The sequence below is a fragment of the Sphingomonas arvum genome, from assembly GCF_026013565.1.
GTDB classification, from domain to species: Bacteria; Pseudomonadota; Alphaproteobacteria; order Sphingomonadales; family Sphingomonadaceae; genus Sphingomicrobium; species Sphingomicrobium arvum.
Genome location: NZ_JAPDOB010000001.1, coordinates 1,474,204 through 1,495,605 on the forward strand (window position 1 = coordinate 1,474,204; position 21,402 = coordinate 1,495,605).

Annotated in this window: 19 protein-coding genes and 2 pseudogenes; 5 read left to right on the top strand and 16 right to left on the bottom strand. The window is 61.8% G+C overall.

Annotated elements, in window-relative coordinates; translation table 11 throughout:
- Positions 1 to 195 precede the first annotated feature (195 nt).
- Both OMW55_RS07215 and OMW55_RS07220 read left to right on the top strand, forming a co-directional pair.
- Entirely contained in the window at positions 196 to 1,707 is a 1,512-nt protein-coding gene (locus OMW55_RS07215) for a lipopolysaccharide biosynthesis protein (protein WP_264881901.1), read from the top strand.
- 64 nt (positions 1,708 to 1,771) lie between these two features.
- Positions 1,772 to 2,380 (top strand): GNAT family N-acetyltransferase, encoded by a 609-nt coding sequence (locus OMW55_RS07220; protein ID WP_264881902.1) that lies wholly within the window; start codon positions 1,772 to 1,774, stop codon positions 2,378 to 2,380.
- 37 nt (positions 2,381 to 2,417) lie between these two features.
- Here the strand turns inward: OMW55_RS07220 and OMW55_RS07225 are convergent, their stop codons facing one another.
- From OMW55_RS07225 to OMW55_RS07240, 4 genes are read right to left on the bottom strand one after another with little or no spacing between them, the layout of a single operon-like run.
- Entirely contained in the window at positions 2,418 to 4,025 is a 1,608-nt protein-coding gene (locus tag OMW55_RS07225) for an amino acid adenylation domain-containing protein (RefSeq protein ID WP_264881904.1), read from the bottom strand.
- Positions 4,025 to 4,249 (bottom strand): acyl carrier protein, encoded by a 225-nt coding sequence (locus OMW55_RS07230; protein ID WP_264881905.1) that lies wholly within the window; start codon positions 4,247 to 4,249, stop codon positions 4,025 to 4,027. Before OMW55_RS07230 ends, OMW55_RS07225 begins: the two co-directional genes overlap by 1 nt.
- A gap of 25 nt (positions 4,250 to 4,274) precedes the next feature.
- Positions 4,275 to 5,309 carry a hypothetical protein gene (locus OMW55_RS07235; RefSeq protein WP_264881906.1) on the bottom strand — a complete coding sequence of 345 codons (1,035 nt, stop codon included), beginning with the start codon at positions 5,307 to 5,309 and terminating at the stop codon, positions 4,275 to 4,277.
- Positions 5,306 to 6,451 carry a serine hydrolase domain-containing protein gene (locus OMW55_RS07240; protein ID WP_264881908.1) on the bottom strand — a complete coding sequence of 382 codons (1,146 nt, stop codon included), beginning with the start codon at positions 6,449 to 6,451 and terminating at the stop codon, positions 5,306 to 5,308. Before OMW55_RS07240 ends, OMW55_RS07235 begins: the two co-directional genes overlap by 4 nt.
- Before the next feature lie 478 nt (positions 6,452 to 6,929).
- Between OMW55_RS07240 and OMW55_RS07245 the strand changes: the two genes are divergently transcribed.
- Positions 6,930 to 8,378, top strand: a complete 1,449-nt coding sequence (locus OMW55_RS07245; RefSeq protein ID WP_264881910.1) for a glucosamine inositolphosphorylceramide transferase family protein — start codon at positions 6,930 to 6,932, stop codon at positions 8,376 to 8,378.
- A gap of 800 nt (positions 8,379 to 9,178) precedes the next feature.
- On the opposite strand, the gene OMW55_RS07250 is transcribed toward OMW55_RS07245, so the two are convergent.
- The 3 genes from OMW55_RS07250 to OMW55_RS07255 all read right to left on the bottom strand — a co-directional run bounded on the left by OMW55_RS07250 (position 9,179) and on the right by OMW55_RS07255 (position 11,139).
- The gene (locus OMW55_RS07250; protein WP_264881911.1) at positions 9,179 to 9,307 is read right to left on the bottom strand and encodes a hypothetical protein; all 129 of its coding nucleotides are present in this window, start codon (positions 9,305 to 9,307) and stop codon (positions 9,179 to 9,181) included.
- A 543-nt stretch (positions 9,308 to 9,850) separates the two neighbouring features.
- Positions 9,851 to 10,114 carry a helix-turn-helix domain-containing protein gene (locus tag OMW55_RS13940; RefSeq protein WP_407822106.1) on the bottom strand — a complete coding sequence of 88 codons (264 nt, stop codon included), beginning with the start codon at positions 10,112 to 10,114 and terminating at the stop codon, positions 9,851 to 9,853.
- 806 nt (positions 10,115 to 10,920) lie between these two features.
- Complete coding sequence (locus tag OMW55_RS07255; protein WP_264881912.1) at positions 10,921 to 11,139, bottom strand: hypothetical protein; 219 nt, start codon at positions 11,137 to 11,139, stop codon at positions 10,921 to 10,923.
- 384 nt (positions 11,140 to 11,523) lie between these two features.
- Here OMW55_RS07255 and OMW55_RS07260 point away from each other — a divergent pair, with 384 nt between their 5' ends.
- Both OMW55_RS07260 and OMW55_RS07265 read left to right on the top strand, forming a co-directional pair.
- Positions 11,524 to 12,441: an alpha/beta fold hydrolase gene (locus tag OMW55_RS07260; RefSeq protein WP_407822107.1), complete on the top strand. Its 918-nt coding sequence runs from the start codon at positions 11,524 to 11,526 to the stop codon at positions 12,439 to 12,441.
- 31 nt (positions 12,442 to 12,472) lie between these two features.
- Entirely contained in the window at positions 12,473 to 13,342 is an 870-nt protein-coding gene (locus OMW55_RS07265; protein WP_264881914.1) for an alpha/beta hydrolase, read from the top strand.
- Between the two features lie 346 nt (positions 13,343 to 13,688).
- Here OMW55_RS07265 and poxB read toward each other — a convergent pair.
- The 9 genes and pseudogenes from poxB to msrB form a co-directional block, all read right to left on the bottom strand.
- Positions 13,689 to 15,412, bottom strand: a pseudogene (gene poxB, locus OMW55_RS07270) (ubiquinone-dependent pyruvate dehydrogenase).
- Between the two features lie 123 nt (positions 15,413 to 15,535).
- The gene (locus OMW55_RS07275; protein WP_264881915.1) at positions 15,536 to 16,291 is read right to left on the bottom strand and encodes an SDR family oxidoreductase; all 756 of its coding nucleotides are present in this window, start codon (positions 16,289 to 16,291) and stop codon (positions 15,536 to 15,538) included.
- Between the two features lie 43 nt (positions 16,292 to 16,334).
- Entirely contained in the window at positions 16,335 to 17,144 is an 810-nt protein-coding gene (locus tag OMW55_RS07280) for an alpha/beta fold hydrolase (RefSeq protein ID WP_264881917.1), read from the bottom strand.
- 72 nt (positions 17,145 to 17,216) lie between these two features.
- Positions 17,217 to 18,092, bottom strand: coding sequence for an alpha/beta fold hydrolase (locus OMW55_RS07285; RefSeq protein WP_264881918.1), 876 nt, complete (start codon positions 18,090 to 18,092; stop codon positions 17,217 to 17,219).
- Positions 18,093 to 18,161: 69 nt separating this feature from the next.
- A pseudogene (locus tag OMW55_RS13945) lies at positions 18,162 to 18,581 on the bottom strand (DUF6130 family protein).
- Between the two features lie 133 nt (positions 18,582 to 18,714).
- On the bottom strand, positions 18,715 to 19,656 hold the full coding sequence (locus OMW55_RS07290) for an AraC family transcriptional regulator (RefSeq protein ID WP_264881919.1): 942 nt from the start codon (positions 19,654 to 19,656) through the stop codon (positions 18,715 to 18,717).
- 25 nt (positions 19,657 to 19,681) lie between these two features.
- Positions 19,682 to 19,942 carry a hexameric tyrosine-coordinated heme protein gene (locus tag OMW55_RS07295; protein ID WP_264881921.1) on the bottom strand — a complete coding sequence of 87 codons (261 nt, stop codon included), beginning with the start codon at positions 19,940 to 19,942 and terminating at the stop codon, positions 19,682 to 19,684.
- A 59-nt stretch (positions 19,943 to 20,001) separates the two neighbouring features.
- Positions 20,002 to 20,292, bottom strand: a complete 291-nt coding sequence (locus tag OMW55_RS07300; protein ID WP_264881922.1) for a YciI family protein — start codon at positions 20,290 to 20,292, stop codon at positions 20,002 to 20,004.
- 23 nt (positions 20,293 to 20,315) lie between these two features.
- Positions 20,316 to 20,807: a peptide-methionine (R)-S-oxide reductase MsrB gene (gene msrB / locus OMW55_RS07305; RefSeq protein ID WP_264881923.1), complete on the bottom strand. Its 492-nt coding sequence runs from the start codon at positions 20,805 to 20,807 to the stop codon at positions 20,316 to 20,318.
- Positions 20,808 to 21,402 lie beyond the last annotated feature (595 nt).

The following is a 21,402-nucleotide window of genomic DNA, read 5'->3' on the forward strand; positions in this document are numbered from 1 at the left end:
GCACTAGGTCCGAAACGGCCCGGCCGCAGGCGCACGGATCGCTTCAAGCCTGTCCGAGTTGAACGTCTTTGCCAAAACCAGCCCTGGCCGGTACCGCCCGACCCATAAGTTCATCGGTTGGACTGGCGTGGAGGAGCTTGGCACCACCACTCGGGCGGGCCTCGGTCGGTCATCATCAAGAGGCAACATACCTTCGTGCGCAATCCCTCACCGGACAGAAATTCGCAGTCCGCGCCCGAAACTGGTTACCGTCGCAAGGCCGTTGGTGGCACGATCGTCACCGGTGTAGGTGCGGTCAGTAGAGCCTTCCTGCAGGTGCTGGCCATTGTTTTGCTCGCCCGGCTCCTCACGCCCGACGACTTCGGCGTGATGGGCATGGTCTTCCCGATCGTTGCATTCGCCGGCATCTTCCAAGAAGCCGGTCTCAACCTTGCGGTAGTCCAGCGCGGACAGATTTCCGATGAGGAGTTGAGCACGGTCTTCTGGATCAACACCGCGCTGGGGGTTACCCTTTGCCTTCTACTCATCGCCGCAGCGCCCTTCGTTGCGGCATTCTATGGTGAGCCGCGCGTAGCGGCTCTGACGGCGGCTTCCGGAACGCTTGTGCTGCTCGGCGCACTGGCGGCACAGCATTCGGCGTTGCTGAACCGAGCCATGCATTTCGGCCGGCTGGCGTTAATCGATGGGCTTTCGCTTCTCGCCGGAACAGCCTTGGCCATCGCCGCGGCCTTCTACTACCGAACGTACTGGGCGATATTCCTGCTCAACTTCGGCACTTCCGTCGCTTACTGCCTGCTGTCGTGGACGTTCAGCGGCTGGCGACCCGGCAAGCGGGCATCCTTACGCCAAGTGTCGGACATTCTTGGCTTTGGTGCTCATTTTACGCTCGGCACGGTCGCCACCTACTTCGGCCGAAACCTCGACAAGGTGCTGATCGGCCGTTTCTGGGGCACCACGGCGCTCGGATATTACGAGCGCGCGTACAAGGTTGTGCTCATGCCGATCCTTTTCGTCCACAACCCGCTGATGCGTGTGGCTCTTCCAATGCTGAGCCAGACCCGTGGGGATCCCGGACGCTACCGGCGCATCTTCATGCTGAGCTTCCAGCTCTCCTTGCTCCTGACTGTCCCCGGCATTGTCCTGCTCGCGTCTGCCGCCGCTCAGGTAGTTGATCTCGTCATGGGGCCGCAGTGGATTGTCGGAGCTCCGGTCTTCGCTTGGCTGGCCGTGGCTTGCCTCGGGCAGCTGGCGACCGGTCCGCTGACGATGCTGTTCGTGAGTCAGGACCGGGCACGCGAAGCGATGATCTCAAGCGTGGTCACCAGCATCTACTCGTCGGTTGCGTTCGTGATCGGCTTGCCGTGGGGCGCAACGGGCGTCGCGATGGCCTACGCGTTCAGTGAACTCATTCGGACGCCGGTGATGCTTTGGTACGCGAGCCGTAGTGGGCCGGTCAGCTTCGCCGATACGGGCCGCGCGATCCTGCCGTTCGTTGCTGCCACTCCCCTGTGCTTTCTGGCGGTGACCCACCTCGCCTGGCTGACCGACGGTCGGGCAAGCCCGCTCGTCTTTACCCTGATCTCGTCCGTCGCGGTCTATCTGCTCGCAATTCCCTGCTTGCTGCTCAACCAGGCAGGCCGGCAGTGTCTTGGTGAGATGGTCAGCATTGGGCGTTCTGTCGCGCTCAGGACGCGAGCGGCTGCCTGACTCAGGATCCCGCTCCACATCGGGCCGGTTTGCGGTATTGCGCTGGACCGCATAGAAACGCGCCGTGACGCATTGGACTTCGGAGCTTCAGGCCTACCGAGCGCCTCTTCTCAAGCTCGAGGAAGCAGCGTCCGCGGCCTACAACGCCTTCGTCTACCGGGACGAGCAACAGGCCGCGCTCGTGCGAGCCATGCTGTTCGACCGAGGCGTTGCGGAGTTCACGGGTCCGCGAACCTCCGGCATGGTGCACGATGGAAGACTCATGGCGTTTATCAGCGCCTTGCCGGCAGAGGAGCTTCGCAAGTGCCGGATGAAATCGGCTCTGGCGATCGCCAAGGCGGGCTTCTTCGACGAGGACCCTGAGCTTTACGGACGAATGCAGGTAGCCGCGACAACCGGGGCTTCGCTGGAGGATGGGGACCACTACATCAGTCGGGTCGCGGTGGATCCGCAGTTCAGCGGCCGAGGACTTGCGGGGCTGCTGATCGAACATGCCCGTGAGCGGGCGGCAAGCGGGGGCGCAAGCAGGCTGACGCTGGAAGTCGCGAGCCAGAACCATGTGGCACAGAAGCTGTACCTCCGACACGGCTTCCAGGAAGTCGCGGTCCGGCAGGCCGACGATCCCCGAACCGGACGTTCGCTGTCGCTCATTCAACTTGCGAAACGGGTCTGAGGCGAGTTCAAGGCAAGGCGTTGACGACTGGCGGCGATCAGCTTTCCGACAAGCTTTCCGCCAGCGCCTTGCGATCAATCTTGCCATTGGCGTTGAGCGGCATGCGCTCGACCACCCGAATGTCCTTCGGGATCATGTAGTCCGGCAAGCGCTTGCGGGCTTGCGCCCGGGACCAGTCGAGATCCACCTCTGTTCCGCTCACGAACGCGACGATACCTTCCGCGCTGCCGTCCTTGACGGGCCAGCCTATTGCTACTGCTTCCACCGTATTGGCTTCGCTGAGCAGGCAAGCCTCAACTTCGCCGAGCTCGACGCGGAAGCCCATGACCTTGATCTGGTGATCGGTCCGGCCAAGGTAGACATAGTCGCCGGTGGGCAGACGCCGGACGCGATCTCCGGTACGGTAGAAGCGCTCACCTGGGTAACCCTGGCCGGGTAATTCGACGAAGCGCTCGGCGGTCTTCTCGCGATCGCGCCAGTAGCCTGGCGTGGTCTGCGGCCCCGAGACGCACAACTCCCCGGAAGCGCCGTCCTCAACGGACCGCAGCTCATCATCGACGACAGCAGCGCCAAGTCCAGGAAATGGGCGCCCGATCGGCACCAGGCCGTTGACGCAAGCCGCCGGCGAAGATCCCGTATCCCAGCGATACCAAAGGCAAGCGATCGTCAGTTCGGTCGGACCGTAGAGGTTCTCGACCACCGAACTGGGAGCCGCCCCCTGCCACGCTTCGGCGGTTTCGGCCGGCAGCGGCTCGCCGCAGAACAAACTCACCCGGAGTGAGCCGAGCGAGGCGGGCTTGAGCGTGTTCTTCTTGCGCATCAATGCCGGAATGGAAGGCACGGAGAACCATACCGTCAGCTCGTTCCTGGTAATGAAACGCGCCGGTGCAATCAGGTCCAGCGGCTGCAACGCATAGACGCTGGCGCCCTTCTCCCACGCCACGAACAGGTCGAAGATCGACAGATCGAATGTTTGATCGAAGGTCTGCGAGAAGCGGTCGTCACCCGTGATGCCGTAATGAGCAACGGCGAAGTCGATGAAGGCCAATGCGTTGGCGTGGGTAACGGGGACGCCTTTCGGCCGACCCGTACTGCCCGAAGTGAACAGGAGATAAGCGATGTCGTTCGGCAGGAGGGGAGGCAGGTCCTGGAGCTGCGGCTCGCTCGCCAACTCCGCCGCTGCCACGACGGCCCCCACGACGGCATCGACACTCTCCGCCTCGGGTGCAAGCAGCAGTGGCGCGACGTCGAGCCCATCCAGGACCTCCGCTAGCTGCGCCAGCGCGGTTTGATCGACGATGATGGCGTCCAGCTCCGCCTGCCGGATCATCTCCCGGGTCCGCTCCCGTGGGAACGTTGGATTCAGCGGCACGAAGGTGGCGCCGCTGAACAGCGCCGCGAGCACTCCTGCATAGCTCACCCGGCTACGATAACCGAATACCCCGATCCGCTGGGCGGGCCGGCCGAGCCGTGAGACGATCGCATTGGCCCAAGTGCGGGCGGATCGCTCGATTTCCGAATAGCTGTGGGTTGCCCCCTTGATCACCAGGCATGGCGAGTCGGGGCGTTCGGCCGCGGAGCGAAGAAAACCGGTCCGCATCGAACGGCCATCGACCCGGTCGATCGTCAGCGGCTCGGCATGCATCAGGCCGCGACCCCTTCGACGTACTTCCTGATGGCCCCGACGGTAGTCAGCTCCACCATCGTGTCTTCGTCGATCTCCACATCATAGTCGCTTTCGATCTGAAGCATGAGCGAGACATGGGCGAGGCTGTCCCAGCCCGGGATTGACCCATATGCCAAGTCGTCCTGCACATCCTGCGGTGCGATCTTGAGCGTTTGCGCGATGACCTCGGTAAGCTTGTCCATCAGACTTCATTCCTCTTGCGCTTGTTCACGGGACAAGCCCCAGATCGGTGTCAAGGTAACTCATCTCGGCGAAGCCCTGCTCACATGCGCCAGGACCCTCGAGCAGAGTGATGTAGAGATCGTGCGCTTCGCCCGTGATGAAGCCTCCTCGCTTCAACAACTCCAATGTCGGAACGTCGTTGCCGGAGACCACCGTTGCCAGCACCGTTGCAGCTTCCTGATTGCGCAAACGCGCCAGAATATCGGCAAGCAGCGGCTCCAGCAGGTGCTTCCCCTCCGCGGTCGACCGCACTGACAGGCGCCACTTGTCGGGGTTGTCATGGCGTCTCCAGAGCAGGGCTCCGGCCGCAGCGGAACCCGAACCGACATGGCATGACCGCACATCCAGGCTGGGGCAGCGCCCTATCCAGGCCAGATGCCGAGCGTCGTAGCGCACGACGGCGACGCCTGCTTCCGGTCGGTCGAACAGCGCTGCCACGGGGGCGCTCACACCCGTGGACATCGTCACCGGCACTTCCGGATCAGCCGTCTTCCGCAACGGAAGGGTTAGCTGTCCGAGGCGCGTTCGGCTCAGTTTGGGGGCGAACGACGCTGCCCGCTCGATCCGTTCGAGCAGCGGCTTCAGCCGCAATGGCCGCCGCAGTGCGACCGCCGCATCCGGGATGGTCCGCGTGCGCATGCGGGGCACAATCGAGCGAGTATATTCGGTGCCCCCAACTCCACCCACGAAATCGTAGTTCTTGTGCACCTTGCTAAGCAGAAGAATGCCGATCCCGGGACTGTTGGCGGGATCCTCGACCGCCCAATCACAGGTCCAGACGAGGTCGCGGTCGCCAGCGTCGCCGGTCGCGACCGTGACCGGAATCACCCCGATGAAGCCCTGCACGCGGCCTTGCTTGAGCCAGGCGAAACCCCGCTCACGACCGTTGTTGAACTCGCTGTCGTAGTACTTCCAGCGGAGTTCATCGGGCGAGAAGCCCCGGCCGATGCCCGGCTTCGTAAGATAGTCTTCGACGAGCTCCTGCGGGACGGTGCTCATCGGCACGATCGACGTTTTCAAGCAGGCCTCCCGATCGCCGACTGCTGCTCGGGCGCGGCTGATTCGTCCTCCGCCAGTTGCCCCGCCGCGGCCAGGGCCGACTGAGCGATCCGCGCTCCATGACGGACCAGCCACCCGCTTTCCGTGGTCCTTGACGCGATGAGCGCCCAGGTCACGCCGGTGGCCGGATCATGCCAACCCACGCAGCCCGACGACCCGATCTGACCGAACGAACCCGGCATGGTCGGGGGAGCCCAATGCGGCTGCTTGCCACCCTGTAACTCCACCGCCAGCCCCCAAGGGCACGGGGACCAGGTGATGCTTCTCGAAGATCCATGCGCAAGGAATGCCTCGGTGGAGATGAAACCACCACTCAGCCCCCCGGTTCGATCCGTGGTGGCCCGTTCGACCATGGCCGGTGAAAGGAAGTTCCCGGAAGCACTGTAACTACGAACAAGGGTCAGGAGACCGGAAACGTCCGTAAGCACGCCAGCCCATGGCGTGCCCCCCTCTCGGCTCATCGGGGAGTTGTACGGCTCCAGCGGCGTACCCGTGTAGGGACTTGGTACATCCGTCACCGCGACCACATGACCGGCGGCCGGCCGACCGACATAGGCTTCGATCCGCAGTGGCTCAAACACGATTTCCTGAAGTAGGTCCGCGAAGCTGCGCCTGGTGACCCGCTCGGCGGCGAGAGCCAGCAGCCCATAGGCGACATTGCTGTACTGAACGACCGTGCCCGGCTCGTGCACCACATCGGTCACCAGGCAGGCTTCGGCGAGTTCGCCAGGCCACTGCATGCCCTCATGCACTCGTAGGTCGCCAGGCGGCTCTGACAGCTCATGCCGAACTTCGATCGGGAGGCCTGCGATATGGCACAGCATGCGCTCGATTGTGACGCCGGGTGTTCGCGCGACCCGTGCGTCGGCCAGATAGTCGCCGATGTGTGCAGTCTCGTCGATCAGCCCGTCCTCGATCAGACGAAGGATCAGCAGGCCGGTTGCCAGCTTGCTGGCCGAGGCCAAATGGGCAAGGCTCCCTTCCGACAGGGGAACACCCAGCGCGTCTTCGCCCAGGCAAGCGCTGAGCTGATCACCGGCTGGCGTGGCGATGGCGAAGATTGCCCCGGGCACTCCGAACGGACTGGCCGGATTGTTGCTCACAATGCGCTCGAGCCGCGAGCAAAGGTGGCTTCTCGCCTTGCCCGCGGCACTCCGCGGCGTAACCAACACGATCAAAAGTCTCCCTAAAGCTCGCTCAACTCGCTCATGAAAGAGCACGGAGGATTGGTTCGTTCCTGAACCAGCTATTCTCGCGAAGGTTGCGAGCACACGAAACCTCCGTCCTCATCCTGCATTCTTCTAATGCAATAAGAGGAATTTAGTGACGGATTCTGACGCTCCTGCTCGCAACGTACGGTTCGGCATATCGTGCGACGCGGAGCGGCTGGCCACGTGGCAGATCGATTGCATCCACGCACTGTTGCGTTTGGAGGGGGTCAGCCCCGCATTGCTGATCATCCGTGACTTACCGCCGGGGAAAGCCGTGCGGGCTGGGAGTGCAAGCCGTCGGCCCCTTCGCGAGACCCTCTGGCGTTCATATCGCCGGCGTCGGTTCGACGAAGCGTCAGACCCGGAGCACATGCAAAGCCTGCCTCCTGAATTCGCCGAAGTCCCGGTGAAGCGCTGGCCGGGCAACGAGCCGCCTGGTGACGGCGGGGATGTCCGTCGTTGCGATTTGGACTTCGTCTTGCACTTCGGCACTGGTGAACCCCACGGCGAACTACACGACCTGGCTCGCCATGGCGTCTGGGCATTCCATTTCGGTGATCCGCAGGAGCCATCGAGAAACCCCCCGGGCTTCTGGGAAGTCTATCGTCGCAAGCCGGTGACCGCGGCCGCGCTGACCCAATGGAGCAAGGATGGTCGTGAACAAAGGACGCTACACAGCGGCTTCTTCGAGACGGACGCCACATCCTACCGACGGAATCGAGATCAACTGCTCAGCGCCGCCGCCGCATGGCCAGCTCAGGTCTGCAAACATCTTCGGCTGACGGGCTCCGTTCAAACCACCGACCAGGTCAAGCCACCGCTCCTCGGACAGCAGGAGGTTCCCTCGAGCTTCGACCTTCTGAACTTGTGGTGGCGGCAGGCCACGGCATCGTTGCGCAAGCAGTATCGATCGCTCTTCCGCCATCAACAGTGGCGCATCGGCATCGTCGATGCTCCCATCGAACAGGTGGCGGGGCTCAGCGGCGGCGGCGGCGAGATGCCGGTCCGGTGGCTCTCCAACCCGCCAGGGAGATTCCTAGCAGATCCGTTCGCGGTTGAACTTGAGGACGGCAACGGCGGGTCTGCGCTACTCCTCGCGGAAGATTACAGCTGGTCTAAAGCCCGGGGTCGGATTTCCGCCGTTCTCCTCAACGAGCCTGCGCCCAGCCAGCCGGAGATCATCTTCGACCTGCCATACCACATGTCCTATCCGTACGTGTTCTGGCACGATGGACGCCTGTTCTGTGTTCCGGAAACCAATGAGGCACGACAGGTGAGTCTCTACGCTTACGACCAGGCGAATATGACTTGGGCTAGGGAGCGGGTACTGATCGAAGGACGACGGCTGGCAGATTCCACTCTGTTGCAGTGGCAAGGCTGCTGGTGGCTGTTCGCGACGGACGAAGAAGACCAATCGCTCGTCAACTTGCATGCTTGGATGGCACCAAATCTTCGGGGCCCGTGGCGCGAGCATCCCGCCAATCCGCTCAAGAGCGACATCCGCTCCAGTCGCCCCGCTGGGCGGCCGTTCGTCTACAAAGGTGCCTTATACCGACCGGCCCAGGATTGCTCACTCGTTTATGGCGGGGCTGTGGCCGTGAACCGGGTCGACTGCCTGACCCCTACGCAGTTCCGCGAAACAACCGTGCACGTCGTGCGCCCTTTCCGCGAATGGCACGTTCGCGACGGTCTCCACACCCTCTGCGCGATGGGCGAACGCACGGTCATCGATGCTTGTCAAGAGGTATTCGTCGGGCGGGCGCTGAAGGCGGCTCTGGCCCGCAAGGTGAAGCGCGTGTCCTTCCCCCGAGTGAGATAGGTGCAACGACGTCATAAGTTCGTGCGAGAACTTGGCGGCGCAGGGACGTCCCCCTTCCCAGTGCAAGCCATAGCTGCTTGCGGGTGCCTCGCAAAATCAGCCGTAGACAGTAGCCCAGTCCGTATCTGATTTGTTCCGACTGCCTTGGACAGGACGCTGCGGCCCGTGGCGTTAGGAACAGGATGGCTGCGGCTTCAGGCCCAGTCCTCGTAGATCGCTAGGGACGCACCCCTACCCTAACGTTTCGACCCTGGCGCGGTTTGACCGGGACCCAAGCCTTCCCTCCTCCTAGGGATTATGTCGATGCTGACGCCATCGGCACTACGGCTGAAAGTCCCAGAGCGTGGGTCACGAGAAGATTCTTTGCATCAGCGATGAAGACAACGCGGTAGGCGCCTGCTCACGGCTGCGATCTCGGGTGTTGAGGCGCGTGTTTCTCGCATTCTCTTGGGTGATCATGTCACGCCCGAGCCAACGGTGGACTCCAGCACGGCCATTCAGTGGCAGTCTCCTCAGCGATCCGGCTATGAGGTAAACAGCTTGTTGGAAAACATGCTGGATGCAGTGCTATCGTCACTTGTCCGCCGACTGCTAGCCGAGCAGATGGTGGTCGCGACCTTGGAGAATGACCTGTGAAAGCCGGTAAGCCCAGGACCATCGGTTAGGTCGCTTCAGCGATGAAAAGCAGAGCCCCACCTCCACGGAGGACCCCGGGCGCAACATCGCCGTATACGCCAGTGAGAAGGTTATGGATCTGATCGCCTACTTCTCTGACGCGCAATTACCGGAGCTTCAATGGCTCAGCCCGGGCTCCAATGATGATCCGAGCCGTCGACACCGGCGAAGTCGACGTCGCGATAATCGAGGATTTGGATCGCCTCGGGCGTGATGAGGATTGTCTTTAATTTCTCGAGAAACTTCACGCCCACCGAGATGTGGTGCTGCTGTCTGGAGACATCGATCGAGGCGACGGCATTTTCAACAACCGACTGTATGTCGGCGAGCGCATCTTTAAATGCCGCCGCTATGTTGAAGAGCCGGATGGCAGAGGTGGTATCAAAAGACGCCCTCGGGACGATGACCGCAGTTTGTGGAAGGTCATCTCGACGCCGGAGTTGCGCATCATCTCAGATGAAACGGGCCCGCGTGAAAGCTCGGCAAGCCACCGAGCGAACCCGGTGCGATGATGACTCGTGAGACGAGTCGTCATTCCGCCCTCCCTTGGTCACCAAGACTCGCTCAAGCTTGAGCTGCATGGAGACCTGTTCCGAATGATCGAGTTTGCCCAAACGGCATCCGATGCCTTCGGCAAAGCTAAGCACGCCACAAACGGCAACGGCCCCCAGCTGGTGACTGGGGGCCGTATGACACTGTTGGTTGCGGGGGCGCGATCACACCGCTGTAGAACGATCATCCGAATAGAACGCACTTCGCATCTGCAACGACGACGTTAAGCGCCCCAGCTGCGACCTTCAATCGACTTCGTGTCCAGCCTCAACAAACGCGAGGCGAACATCCGCGTTTAGGTCTCGTGTTAGGTCAGCAACTGAGGTTTCGAGGTGAGCGGCCAGCCAAACCAGTCTTTCGAGAGTGACGTTCTGCTGCCCCCACTTGATCCGCCCGTAGTAGGTTCGAGCGAGGCCAGTGTAGTGAGCGAAGCCCTCCTGCGTGAAATCGAGCTCAGCTCGCCGCTCCCGAATTCTATCGCCCAGCAATGCTCTTACGTCAGGTCTCACGCGCCGCAGCGTTAGTCAGTAGCCGCAGACGGTCCACACTCTGATAGGTGCCCCTTTTTTAAGTTTGAGCCGGCGGTGCTGGGGAATGGGAATCGGCAAAAGAAATCAGGGCGAGTGACCCAGCTTGCTGCCTGAAAAGCTCGAAAAGAGTCGCTGTCGCGAACTGTCGCAATGCGCCCCTTCGAGAGTCCAGAACTTACGAGGCGTCGATGAAGCGGAAAGGCAACGCCGGATACGGTCAGATGATCGCTGATGCGGTGCTAGCATCGGCAAACGATCTCGATCGGCATTCACCGGCTAAAACGTGGTTGGGCTCATGGTTGGAGCCGTGTTCTGTTCGGGATCGTGCACGCAAATGGTTGTCGATGTGCCTTAAGAATTACTTGAACGACATCCCTGACGAGCAAACTGCGCGATTTCTCAAGGAGATGGCCTGCGACGTGAGGACCATTGGGGCGGATGAGGCGGTGAATCGCTTCATAGACAAGGTCCTCCCTCAGATCATCTGCAACAGCTCGCCTGCCTGAGTCTGGATCGAAGATCTGGGTGCCGAGACCGCATACCTCTGGCCTGCAAATGAGTCCGCCGTCTGGCTGAAATAGGCCGAAAGACTGACCGCCTGCTTATGTGGATCGCCGCCCGTCGAAGACAGCTAACTCACCAATAGGCGGGTCTCTACGCCCGCAGCTTACCTAATCCCCGGGACTCTACTCGCGGGTACAGCTGACAATCTGTCGGCGGCACGGACTAACGAAGACTTTCTGCGCCGAGAGGAGCAGCTTTCATCCGCTCTCGTTCGCTTTCATTCACCTGAAAATCGCCGATCCGCTAGCATCGTCCACGGCTGCTTGATCAAGAACGGCATTGTTCATGTCCTCGATGGACACAGGCTCCTCCCCTTCTCGTTCAAGCACCCCGAACACGTCCGAGATCAGCGCGGGTCGACCACGACGCGCCGATCTTGGCGCTCGGGCAATTGAGGTATCGTCTTCAGGTCCTTGGTTCTGCTCGCGCAATCTGCTCATTTTCATCTCCTAGCTGCAAACGCTGGAAACTCTTTGAACTCCAGCTTTCGCTCAAAGTCGCGTCAGCAGATAGGAGCGTGCTAGCGGCTGAAGGTCTGCAATTGGCCGCTAGGAGATCGTCCGGTTCTCGCGCGTGGAGGCCGGAAGCGGACGCCCGTTCAGCTAAGTAGCTATATCCACTTTCGACCCGACGGCGACAGTCTGCTGATCCGTCACCCACTTGCGGCTGCGAACCCGGCGAGAACGTCTGTGCTTGAAGCAGACGTCAACACACAAGGCAGCCATTCCGACTAGAGCCAATCTGGGTTAAAAGAATCATCGCAAGTCGCGTCGTCGAGTCGCATTTGGGCGTCAGCTTCACCGCTCTAGATGAGGGGACGTACGATGCTCCTACGCACACCCTTGATTGCCTTGTGTATCGCGCTTGCGGCACCAACCGCTTCGGCCGTCCCACCTTATCCGGCAGGCTTCTCCACGCAGGAGATCGCCACCAACGGCACGACCATCCATGTTCGTACTGGTGGCAAGGGTCCGGCCGTGGTTCTTCTCCATGGGTACGGCGAAACCGGGGACATGTGGTCGCCGCTCGCGGCAGAGTTGATGCGTGACCACCAAGTCATCGTGCCTGACCTTCGTGGCCTTGGCCTTTCGGCGAAGCCAAAGACGGGTTTCGACAAGAAGACGCAAGGTGGGGATGTAGCGGGTGTCCTCGATGCGCTTCGGGTGACCAAAGCCGACCTAGTTACGCATGACATCGGCAACATGGTGGGTTTTGCGTTCGCCATGGAGCACCCCGAGCGCGTTCGCCGGTTCGTTCTGATCGATGCACCGGTGCCCGGCGTCGGGCCTTGGGAAGAGGTACTGAAGAACCCGCTCCTGTGGCACTTCCGCTTTGGCGGGCCAGATATGGAGCGCCTAGTCGCCGGGCGCGAGCGGATCTACCTCGACCGGTTCTGGAATGAGTTTTCGGCCGACCCGCAGCGGTTCGATGAAGAATCGCGGCGGCATTATGCGAGGATTTACGCCCTGCCCGGCGCCATGCATTCGGGCTTCGAGCAATTTCATGCTTTCGACCAGGACGCCGTGGATAATCGCGCCTGGCTGGCAGCAAAGGGCAAGCTGAAGATGCCCGTGCTCGCGCTTGGCGGGGAGAAGAGCTTCGGCGACCAGATGGCCGTGGTGATGCGGTCCGGAGCCGAAAACGTCACTGGTGGCGTCGTTCCGGCCTCGGGGCACTGGATCATGGAGGAAAACCCGGACGCGACCGTCAAGCTCGTTCGGGCTTTTCTCGACAAGCAATGACCAGAGGCGATCCTTATTAGGAGAACTGGTGATGACCGAGGCAACCGAACATTGGCTTGAAGGCACGGGTGGTCGGATCTTCGCCCGTCATTACCAGCCTGAGGGAAGGGTGAAGGCGAACCTTATCATCTGTCATGGAGTCAATTCGCACGGTGGCCAGCACGCCCGTGCCGCCACGGATTTCGCTGCTCGGGGCTTTGCCGTCACGGCTCTTGACCTGCGCGGCCGCGGCAAGTCGGATGGCGAGCGCTTCTATGCCTCGAGCATCGACGAGTATGTGTCCGATCTCAGCCAGGCCATCGAACTGGGCCGCTCCAAACACCCGGACCTGCCGGTTTACCTGCTGGGCCATAGCGCCGGAGGAGTGACGTCGGTCAGCTATGCGCTTGATCATCAGGACCGGATAGACGGGCTGATCTGCGAAAGCTTCGCCTTCCGCGTGTTCGCGCCGAATATAGCGTTGAAACTGCTCGAAGGTGCCAGCCACGTCGCGCCGCACGCGCATGTATTGAAGCTCAAGATGGAAGACTTTTCGCGAGACCCGGAGTGGGTGGCACAACTCAACGCGGATCCGCTCACACTTAACGAGGTTCAGCCGGTGGCGACCGTGGCTGCCTTCGCGCGCGCAGGTGAGCGGTTCGAGCGCGAGTTCGGACGAATTAAGTTGCCCGTCCTCATCCTTCACGGCACCGCCGACCACGCGACCCGCCCCGACGGCAGCGAGCAATTCTACCGCGAGACAGGGTCGAGCGATAAGACACTAAAGCTTTATGAGGGTCACTATCACGACCTTCTCAATGACTTAGGGCGCGAGCAGGTGATGGGCGACATCGTCGAATGGATCGACGCTCGGCTCCCCAGTGCTGAGCTCAGGATGCAGACATCTTCGGAGGTAGCCTAATTCCTAGTGTCGTTTGCAAGCGGAGGTGAGCCATACAACCGGACAAACGTTTCGTGAGCAGGAGCGGCTGCGATGGAGTCCGATCAGCGTGGCGGGAACGACAGCGCCTTACGTAGCGACCATCTCAAGGTTAATTTGTTCCGTTTCGCGAACCTTCGCGACCAGTCGAATTTGGGTTCCCCCTTAAAGATAGTGTCAGCATCGATCACGCTGCGGCGGTGCTGGCGAGCTGGGACAAACACCTGACCTGCTCAATAGGCTCGGGATCTCTGCCTCGCCTTGTGACCTGACTTCAGGTCCGCTGGGAAGCCGGTCTGAGCGATTGACGCAAGCAGATCGCAGCTCTTCACCGCAGCAGGTTGCTGCGGGCAAGATCGATGATTTCGGTGCCGCGCCCGTTCATCACCGCCTTCAGCACGTAGAGGCTGAATCCTTTCATCTGCTCGGCGGTGACCTTGGGCGGTAGCGAGAGCTCCTGCCGGTTCACGACCACGTTCAAAAGGGCCGGACCCGGATGGGCGAAGATGTCTTGGGCGGCTTGGGAGAGGTCGCCCGGGTCCTCGACCCTGAGGGCATGAACACCAACTGCCCTCGCCATCTCGGCAAAATCCGGGTTCTCGAGAGCGACGCCTGTTTCGATCAAGCCTGCGCTTTTCATCTCGAGCTCTACGAACCCGAGCGAACCATTGTTGAAGATCACCACCTTCAAGGGCAGCTTGTGCTGGTTCAGGGTAAGGAAGTCACCCATCAGCATGGCAAAGCCGCCATCGCCGGACATGGAGATGACCTGCCTTCCCGGGAACGCCGCTTGCGCGCCGATTCCTTGCGTCATCGCATTGGCCATGGAACCATGTACCCAGGAGCCGATCAGCCGCCGACGACCATTCATCCTGACGTATCGCGCGGCCCAGATGGTGGGCGTGCCGACATCTGCGGTGAATACCGCATCGTCGGCGGCCGTATCGTTGATGACCTTGGCGAGGTATTGGGGGTGGATGGGCTTGCGGCCTGGCTGCCCAACAGCAAGCTCGTCCAGATCTGCGCGGGCTTTGCGGTAGTGGTCGAGGCTGCTCTCCAGGTGGGAGCGGTCGTCCTTTCGCGTGAGCCTCGGCAGCAGCGCTTCGATCGTGGCGGAGACATCGCCGATCAGACCGAGGTCCAACTGGCAGCGGCGACCTAGGTGCTCCGGCCGGAGGTCCACCTGCGCGATCCGCGCTTCTGTTGGATAGAATTGCCGGTATGGGAAGTCGGTACCGAGCATCAGCAGCATGTCGCACGTCAGCATCGCCCGATAGCCCGACGAGAAGCCGATCAAGCCCGTCATGCCGACGTCATACGGGTTGTCGTACTCGACGAATTCCTTGCCTCCGAGGGCGTGCACGATCGGTGCACCCAGGGTTTCGGCAAATTGAAGTAGCTGCGGGTGCGCGTTCGCGCACCCACGACCGCAAAGCAGCGTAACCCGCTTCGCGCCGTTCAGCATCTCTGCAAGCGTCTCCAGCTCCCGGTCGAACGGGCGCACCAATGCTGGTGGGGGCAGCAAAGCGGCTCGCGGCGCGACGGATGTTGCGGCGGTATCCTTGAGAGCAACGTTGCCGGGTACGATGACGACCGACACGCCGCCCTTACCAACGGCGGTGCGGATAGCGATTTCCAGAACCCGGGGCATCTGTTCGGGACTGGAGACAAGCTCGCAATAATGGCTGCACTCGGCGAACAGGCGCTCGGGCTTGGTCTCCTGAAAGTAGCCGCTGCCGATCTCGCCGCTAGGAATGTGAGCGGCTATCGCCAGCACCGGAACGCCCGTGCGGTGGCAGTCGTACAACCCATTAATGAGATGGACATGGCCCGGTCCGCACGAACCTGCGCAGACCGCGAGCCGACCAGTGAGTTGGGCCTCAGCACCCGCAGCAACGCGCCGGCCTCCTCGTGGCGGACATGCACCCACTCGATCACTCCGCGGCTGCGGATCGCCTCTGTGATACCGTTAAGGCTGTCCCCGACTACGCCGTAGATGCGCTCGACTCCGGCTTTCTGCAGCGTCTCCACAATCGAGTCGGCAATGTTCACGGGAGCTGCTCCTCTTCACCTTACCGCAAACGCGCGGAAGGCCCCGGCGGCTCACCCTTAGACGCCTGCACACCCTCAGATCGCCAAAAGGTAGAGGTTGCTCGTCCAGCTTGAGAAGCGCTTTCAAACTTGCGCAGACCCGCCGTCCGCGAAGAGTTCGATGCCGGTTACGAAGCTGGACTGACCCGACGCCAGAAACAGGGCTGCGCTGGCGATCTCGTCGGGGTCCGCAACTCTCCCGAGGGGCACCTGAGATGCGATCTCCGCAAGCAGCTGCTGCTGCGCGGCCGCATCATCCCCGGCCAGACCGAGAAGGCCCGGCGTCGCAGTCGGGCCCGGGCTCAGGACATTGACCCGAATCGACCGCGCCTTGAGGTCGAGCGTCCAAGTTCGCGCAAAGCTTCGGATGGCGGCCTTCGACGCTCCGTACACGCTGAAAGCCGGGACCGGCGCGATGCTTGTCGTTGAGCCGGTCAGGATCACGGCAGCTCCATTCACGAGCAGCGGAAGCGCCTTCTGGACCGTGAACAGAACGCCTTTCACGTTGCGGTCGAACGTGACGTCGAACTGCTCCTCGGTGATGCTGCCGAGCGGGAGGTAAGAGCCGCCGCCGGCATTCGCAAATAAGACATCTATGCGCCCCGCCTCGGCTTCGACCTCCGCATACAGGCGATCAAGGTCGGCCATGACGGTCGAGTCCGCCTGTATGCCCCGCAAACCGGAGCCTATTTCGGCAACTGCTCTGCCCAGTTCGGCTTCGCGGCGCCCGGTGATGAACACCCGCGCGCCTTCGGCCACGAAGCGCTTCGCCGTGGCAAAGCCGATGCCGGTCGTGCCGCCGGTAATAACGGCGACCTTGCCTTCGAGTGCGTAACCCATCGGCTCGTGTCCGTTGTTGGAGGGAATGGCAAGCGCAACCAGCTCATCGGCGAGCTTCGGCAGAGCGGGCCGGAGCCGACCCTGCCCGCTCGATCATCGCAGCGACCAGGTCCGGGTGCGACAGCATCAGCACGTGGCTGGCGCCAGGCACCTCCACGGACTCGCGCGCCTTAGCGCGTCTAGCGAGGTAGGCGTGCAGGTTGGCCGGAATGTTACGGTCCAGCTGACCGTAGGCAAACCAAGAGGGGATCGAGCGCCAGGACTCGGCCGCAGCGGGCTCGGCAAGCGCGGATTGCGCCACTGGCCGCTGCGTGACGGCCATCTGAGATCCCTCAGCCTCCGGCAAGTCGGCCGCGAACTGCTTCCAGTAACGCGCCTGCAGGATGTAGAGGTCGGCACTGCCGTCTGCCAGCGGTACTGGCGGCGCAAGCGCGGCCGAGAGCATGCCCATCGGGAACTGCTTGCCGAGACTTGCGGCGCTTTCTCCGACATCAGGGGCAAGCCCGGCGATGAACACGAGTGCCTTGACCTTGCGGTGATTGGCGGCAGCGACGGAGATGACCTCTCCACCGTAGGAGTGGCCAACCAGGACCACCTCGCCCGGAAGGCTTGCGACTAGGCTCCCGATATAGCTTGCGTCGCCCTTCAGCGTTCTGAGCGGAACGGCAGCGGCGATCACCGGATAGCCATCGCGCGTCAACCTGGTGATCACCGGATTCCAACTTGACGATCCGGCAAAAGCGCCATGCACCAGCACGATAGTCGGTTTGACGCTCGTCGGCGCTGCGGCTTGTGCGACGAAGGGCGTCGATAGCGAAAGGGCGAAAACGGTAGCCACGACCGGTAGGCGCATCGCACATATCCTTTGTTCGACAAGGTGGTGGTGATCGGGCCGGCACAATCCCGGTGCCGGCCCGGGCGCTCGTCACGCGGCGGTCGCGGGCTCGGCGCCGGCCGAAGCGGCTGCTCCTTCCGACCTCACGAAGGCGAGGATCTCCGCGTTCACGAGTTCAGCGTGCGTTACCGGCATGCCATGGGGAAGATCCTCGAAGGTCTTTAGCGTGCCGTTTTTCAGCAGCTTCACCGCGAGCGGGGCCGACGCGACATAGGGTACGACCTGGTCGTCCTTGCTGTGCAGCAGGAGAACCGGAACGTCGATCGCTTTCAGGTCCTCGGTAAGGTCAGTCTCCGAGAACACCTTGATGCACTCATATTGCGCCTTGATGCCGCCGGTCATTGCCTGCCGCCACCAGTTGCGGACGGAGCCCTCGATGACCTTCGCTGCTGGACGGTTGAACCCGTAGAACGGACCCGCTGCGATCTCGAGATATGCTTGCGCACGGTTCGCCGCGACGGCCTGACGGTAGCCATCGAACGTCTCGATCGGCAGCCCGTCGGGATTGCTGTCCTTGCGCACCATGACCGGCGGGATTGCACTGATAAGGATCACCTTCGACAGGCGGCCCGGATCGGCACGGGCAGCATAGCGAGTGGCTTCGCCGCCGCCGGTTGAATGACCGACATGCACCGCGTTCTTGAGGTCCAGCGCGCGAACGAGTTCGATCACGTCTGCCGCGTAGGTGTCCATGTCATTCCCGTTGTCGGTCTGGGTTGACCGGCCATGGCCCCGTCGATCGTGGGCAATGACTCGGAAGCCCTCGCCCAGGAAGAACATGAGTTGCCCGTCCCACTCGTCCGCACTGAGCGGCCAGCCGTGGTGGAAGAACATGGCTGGCGCATCCTTGGGGCCCCAATCCTTGTAGTAGATGTCCGTGCCGTCGCTGGTCGTGAAAACATCCATGGTCTCTCTCCGTTGAAAGAAGGTTGGTTGAACCTTCGGCGTGGTGGGCGTCATTGGACCGGCGAGTTGCTATCCGGCTGGCGGCTCGTCCGGTGCCGGTATGGTGAACTGGATGGCTTCGCTTGCCACGACCGCGTGCGTAGCGTCGGCGAGTTCGACGGTGACTTGGTGAGGACCTGGGGCCAGACCGACGATCGCCAGCGGCTCGTCGCTTGCATGGACGAAGTGCTATGCTGCTTCGTCCACCGTTACATGGAGGTGTCCTACCCGTGGCGAGACCTGCAGCGCGCCCGCCCCGAAGACCGGCAGGACACGCATGTTCTCAGTCTGAAAGGAGATGAACACGCGTCCCTTGGCGAGAGACCTTGGATGGGGAGGCGCTACACTCAGGCGAGGAGCAGCTTCTTCCTTGATCTCGATCAGCGGGGACGCGGCCTTACCACTTTCGTGCCACCCGGTTACCCCGATCTGTGACCATGCTCGCGGCATATCCTCGACGCCTCCGAAGAACGCGTAAGCCGCGCTCGGTCATCTCACCGGCTCGAGGTCTAGAGTGTTCGTTCGCACGGGGATTGAACCAAACCGCCATACTTTGAACGTTTCGCGCGCGGCCGGGCGTTTCTCACAACTGCCGCCGCCATGCGGCCGGTGTCAGTCCCGTATGCCATCCGAACACGCGCGTCATATGACTCTGGTCGGCAAAGCCGCACAGCAGGGCCACGTGCGCAAGCGGCATAGATCTGTTCGCGAGATGAACTTTGGCAGTTTCCACTCGCCGCTGGATCAACCAACGATGTGGAGCTAGCCCGGTGCTCTTCTTGAACGCTCGGGCAAAGTGCTGAACTGAAAGCCGGCACTCACGAGCGATGCTTGCTACCGGCGTGTTGCCGGTCAAATCGCCGCTGAGCATCTCCTGCGCCCGCTTGAGCTGCCATCTTGCCAGGCCGCCCCTTATATCTGCAGGCCGGGCCACCACGCCGCCATAGGCGTGTGAGACATGCGATGCGATCGCCATCAGGACGTGCTCGATAAACGACCGGTCGGCTTGCTCGGGCGAAGCCAAGGTCGGGACGAGGCAATTTGCAAGATCTCGAACGACAGAGTCGAACCGGGGTTCGCCAGGGTGGCAGTCTATATTTCGAACGTGTGGTTCCGCTGCGTTGTCGGCCATCTCGTCGAGTGCAGCGCGCGGCAGGTAAAAGTGCAAGGAATGATGCGGCCGATCGATGAGGGCAGCCTGACTTCGTGTTAGATCGCGCAATATGAACTCGCCTGCCTTGATAGTGCGTTTCGGCAGAGCGCGCCCGTCTTCCCACACCTGATGGTCGCCTAAGTCCTCCAGCTGCAGGCACAGGAGGAAAGCCTCTTCGGTCGGCACCGCGTCTGTCATACCAATCACCGGATCCATGGACTGGATCTCCGTCACTGCGAGCGGGCCGGCACGCAGGCTGGTGGTAACAAGCGACGGTGCTGCCTTGATGTGGAACAGCTCACCAAGGCGCCCGCCAACGGCACCGGATCCCCGAGTTAATCCTGCTTCGCTCGTCTCGGTGGCGTGTTGCACGACGGGCTCCTTCGAGGACAGATCGTCAAAGCTCCGATGGGGTCTTCCAGTAGTTGTTGGCTGCCGCGATTGTCGCGAACTCGGTGGCCACGACATGGCTCGCGGCAATCAAGCCGTACGGATCGTGCGAATATTGTGCGCGCCCGTTGGTCAGCACCTCCAGCTGCTTCTGCATCGCATGAACCGAATGTCGAGCGAGCATCAGCGCCAGTGCGCGGCCTTCTTCCGGGGTTGGGGTGATCAGGGTATTTCCGGGGACCAGAGGGATCGTAGGGACGTCCGTCATCGCGCGCGCTCCAACTTCAAGGGTCGTCTGGCGTCAGTCCGGACGACGTTTGTCTACGCTCACGGGCCAGTCAGCTTGCCGACCTCAATCCTGAACTCGGTCACGATCGTGCGTTCGTACAAGTCGTGCTGGTAAAAGGGGCTGATGCCAAGCAGGCGCTTCGCTTCGTCGAAGTCGGCTGCATCCACCAGCATTAGATTGCCCATCCTCCGGTCATGCTCGTCGAACAGTGGCCCGGCAACCCTGATCTGCTTGAGAGGCTGGCCGACAAACTCGTTCACCTCGTCCTGCAAGTCGGCCAGGTGGAGTTCGGCTTCCGGCTTGTAGAAACCCATGATGGCGAACAACATCGGCCTTCTCCCCGGCTCGGCACCTAGCTCTGACCATACGGCTGCCCCTCAGGCGCCCCCTTGCCCAGCTTGTCGGGCAACGGCTCACCCGCTGGCGTGAAGGCCAGGGAAACTGAGTTGATGCAGTAGCGCTCGCCAGTGGGTGGCGGGCCGTCCGGAAAGACGTGCCCTTGATGACCGCCGCAGCGAGCGCAGACGATCTCCGTTCGAACCATGCCGAAGCTTGTGTCGCTGATCGTTCGCAAGTGATCTTCCTTGAATGGCGACGTGAAGCTCGGCCAGCCTGTCCCGCTCTCGAACTTGGTGCCGCCGTTGAACAGCGGCAAGCCGCAGAGTCGGCAAGTGTACAGGCCACGCCGCTTCTCCTGCAGGAACACGCCGCAGAACGGTGCCTCCGTCCCGTGGTTCAGAAGAACCTGGCGTTCCTCGACGGAGAGATCCTCCGCGAGGAGCCGGAACTGCTCCGCGCTGGGCGGCGTCAGGTCGAAAGCGGTTACGGATGTAGCTTTATCCACGGCCGATCTCTCCTGCCTACGTCTGCCGAGTCAAAATTCAACCATAGTATCGGACTAGCGGAGATGTCTGTTCCACGTCGAAGGTTCGCCGGCGGGTGGAACAAGTACAGTGCAGCTGAATACTTCCCCAACGGGAAGATCATCTCATTCGCCTACGCAACATTTTAGGTGAACGGCCTTGAAGGGGCACTTGACGCACTTAATGCTGTGTTCTGGCAGGCACTGACCCCGTGATTGAGTTCACGACTCGGTTACCCGGAGCTGATCTGTATTAGCCTATGCTGGCAGGGCTTGCACGCATTTGTTCTCGGCGCTGGCGGATAAGCAGACGTCGGTCAGGTGATGATTTCCATCCCGCTCGACTCACCTGAAGGTTTAAGTCTGGGACGCTTGATCGCAACGCAAGCAATCCGCGCCGGCACCCAGTCGGTTCCTTGCCCAACTTCCTCCCAGCAGGCGCCGTGTTCGCCATTTGGAACCCAGCGTCGGAACGCGCGCTTAGCGGCTGCAGCTCGAATGTCCGCTCTGTGTGGATCCCTAACATCAGCTAAGATAGCTGAACGAAGGTCCGCTTACGGGTGCCGGCCGAACCATT

What these genes read in the sequence shown, in the direction of transcription:
- OMW55_RS07225 (WP_264881904.1), bottom strand. Translation starts at nt 4,025, where the DNA reads ATGCATGCCGAGCCGCTGACGATCGACCGGGTCGATGGCCGTTCGATG.
- OMW55_RS07230 (WP_264881905.1), bottom strand. Translation starts at nt 4,249, where the DNA reads ATGGACAAGCTTACCGAGGTCATCGCGCAAACGCTCAAGATCGCACCG.
- OMW55_RS07245 (WP_264881910.1), top strand. Translation starts at nt 6,930, where the DNA reads ATGCAAAGCCTGCCTCCTGAATTCGCCGAAGTCCCGGTGAAGCGCTGG.
- OMW55_RS07255 (WP_264881912.1), bottom strand. Translation starts at nt 11,139, where the DNA reads ATGAGCAGATTGCGCGAGCAGAACCAAGGACCTGAAGACGATACCTCA.
- OMW55_RS07260 (WP_407822107.1), top strand. Translation starts at nt 11,524, where the DNA reads ATGCTCCTACGCACACCCTTGATTGCCTTGTGTATCGCGCTTGCGGCA.
- OMW55_RS07265 (WP_264881914.1), top strand. Translation starts at nt 12,473, where the DNA reads ATGACCGAGGCAACCGAACATTGGCTTGAAGGCACGGGTGGTCGGATC.
- OMW55_RS07275 (WP_264881915.1), bottom strand. Translation starts at nt 16,291, where the DNA reads ATGGGTTACGCACTCGAAGGCAAGGTCGCCGTTATTACCGGCGGCACG.
- OMW55_RS07280 (WP_264881917.1), bottom strand. Translation starts at nt 17,144, where the DNA reads ATGCGCCTACCGGTCGTGGCTACCGTTTTCGCCCTTTCGCTATCGACG.
- OMW55_RS07285 (WP_264881918.1), bottom strand. Translation starts at nt 18,092, where the DNA reads ATGGATGTTTTCACGACCAGCGACGGCACGGACATCTACTACAAGGAT.
- OMW55_RS07295 (WP_264881921.1), bottom strand. Translation starts at nt 19,942, where the DNA reads ATGACGGACGTCCCTACGATCCCTCTGGTCCCCGGAAATACCCTGATC.
- OMW55_RS07300 (WP_264881922.1), bottom strand. Translation starts at nt 20,292, where the DNA reads ATGTTGTTCGCCATCATGGGTTTCTACAAGCCGGAAGCCGAACTCCAC.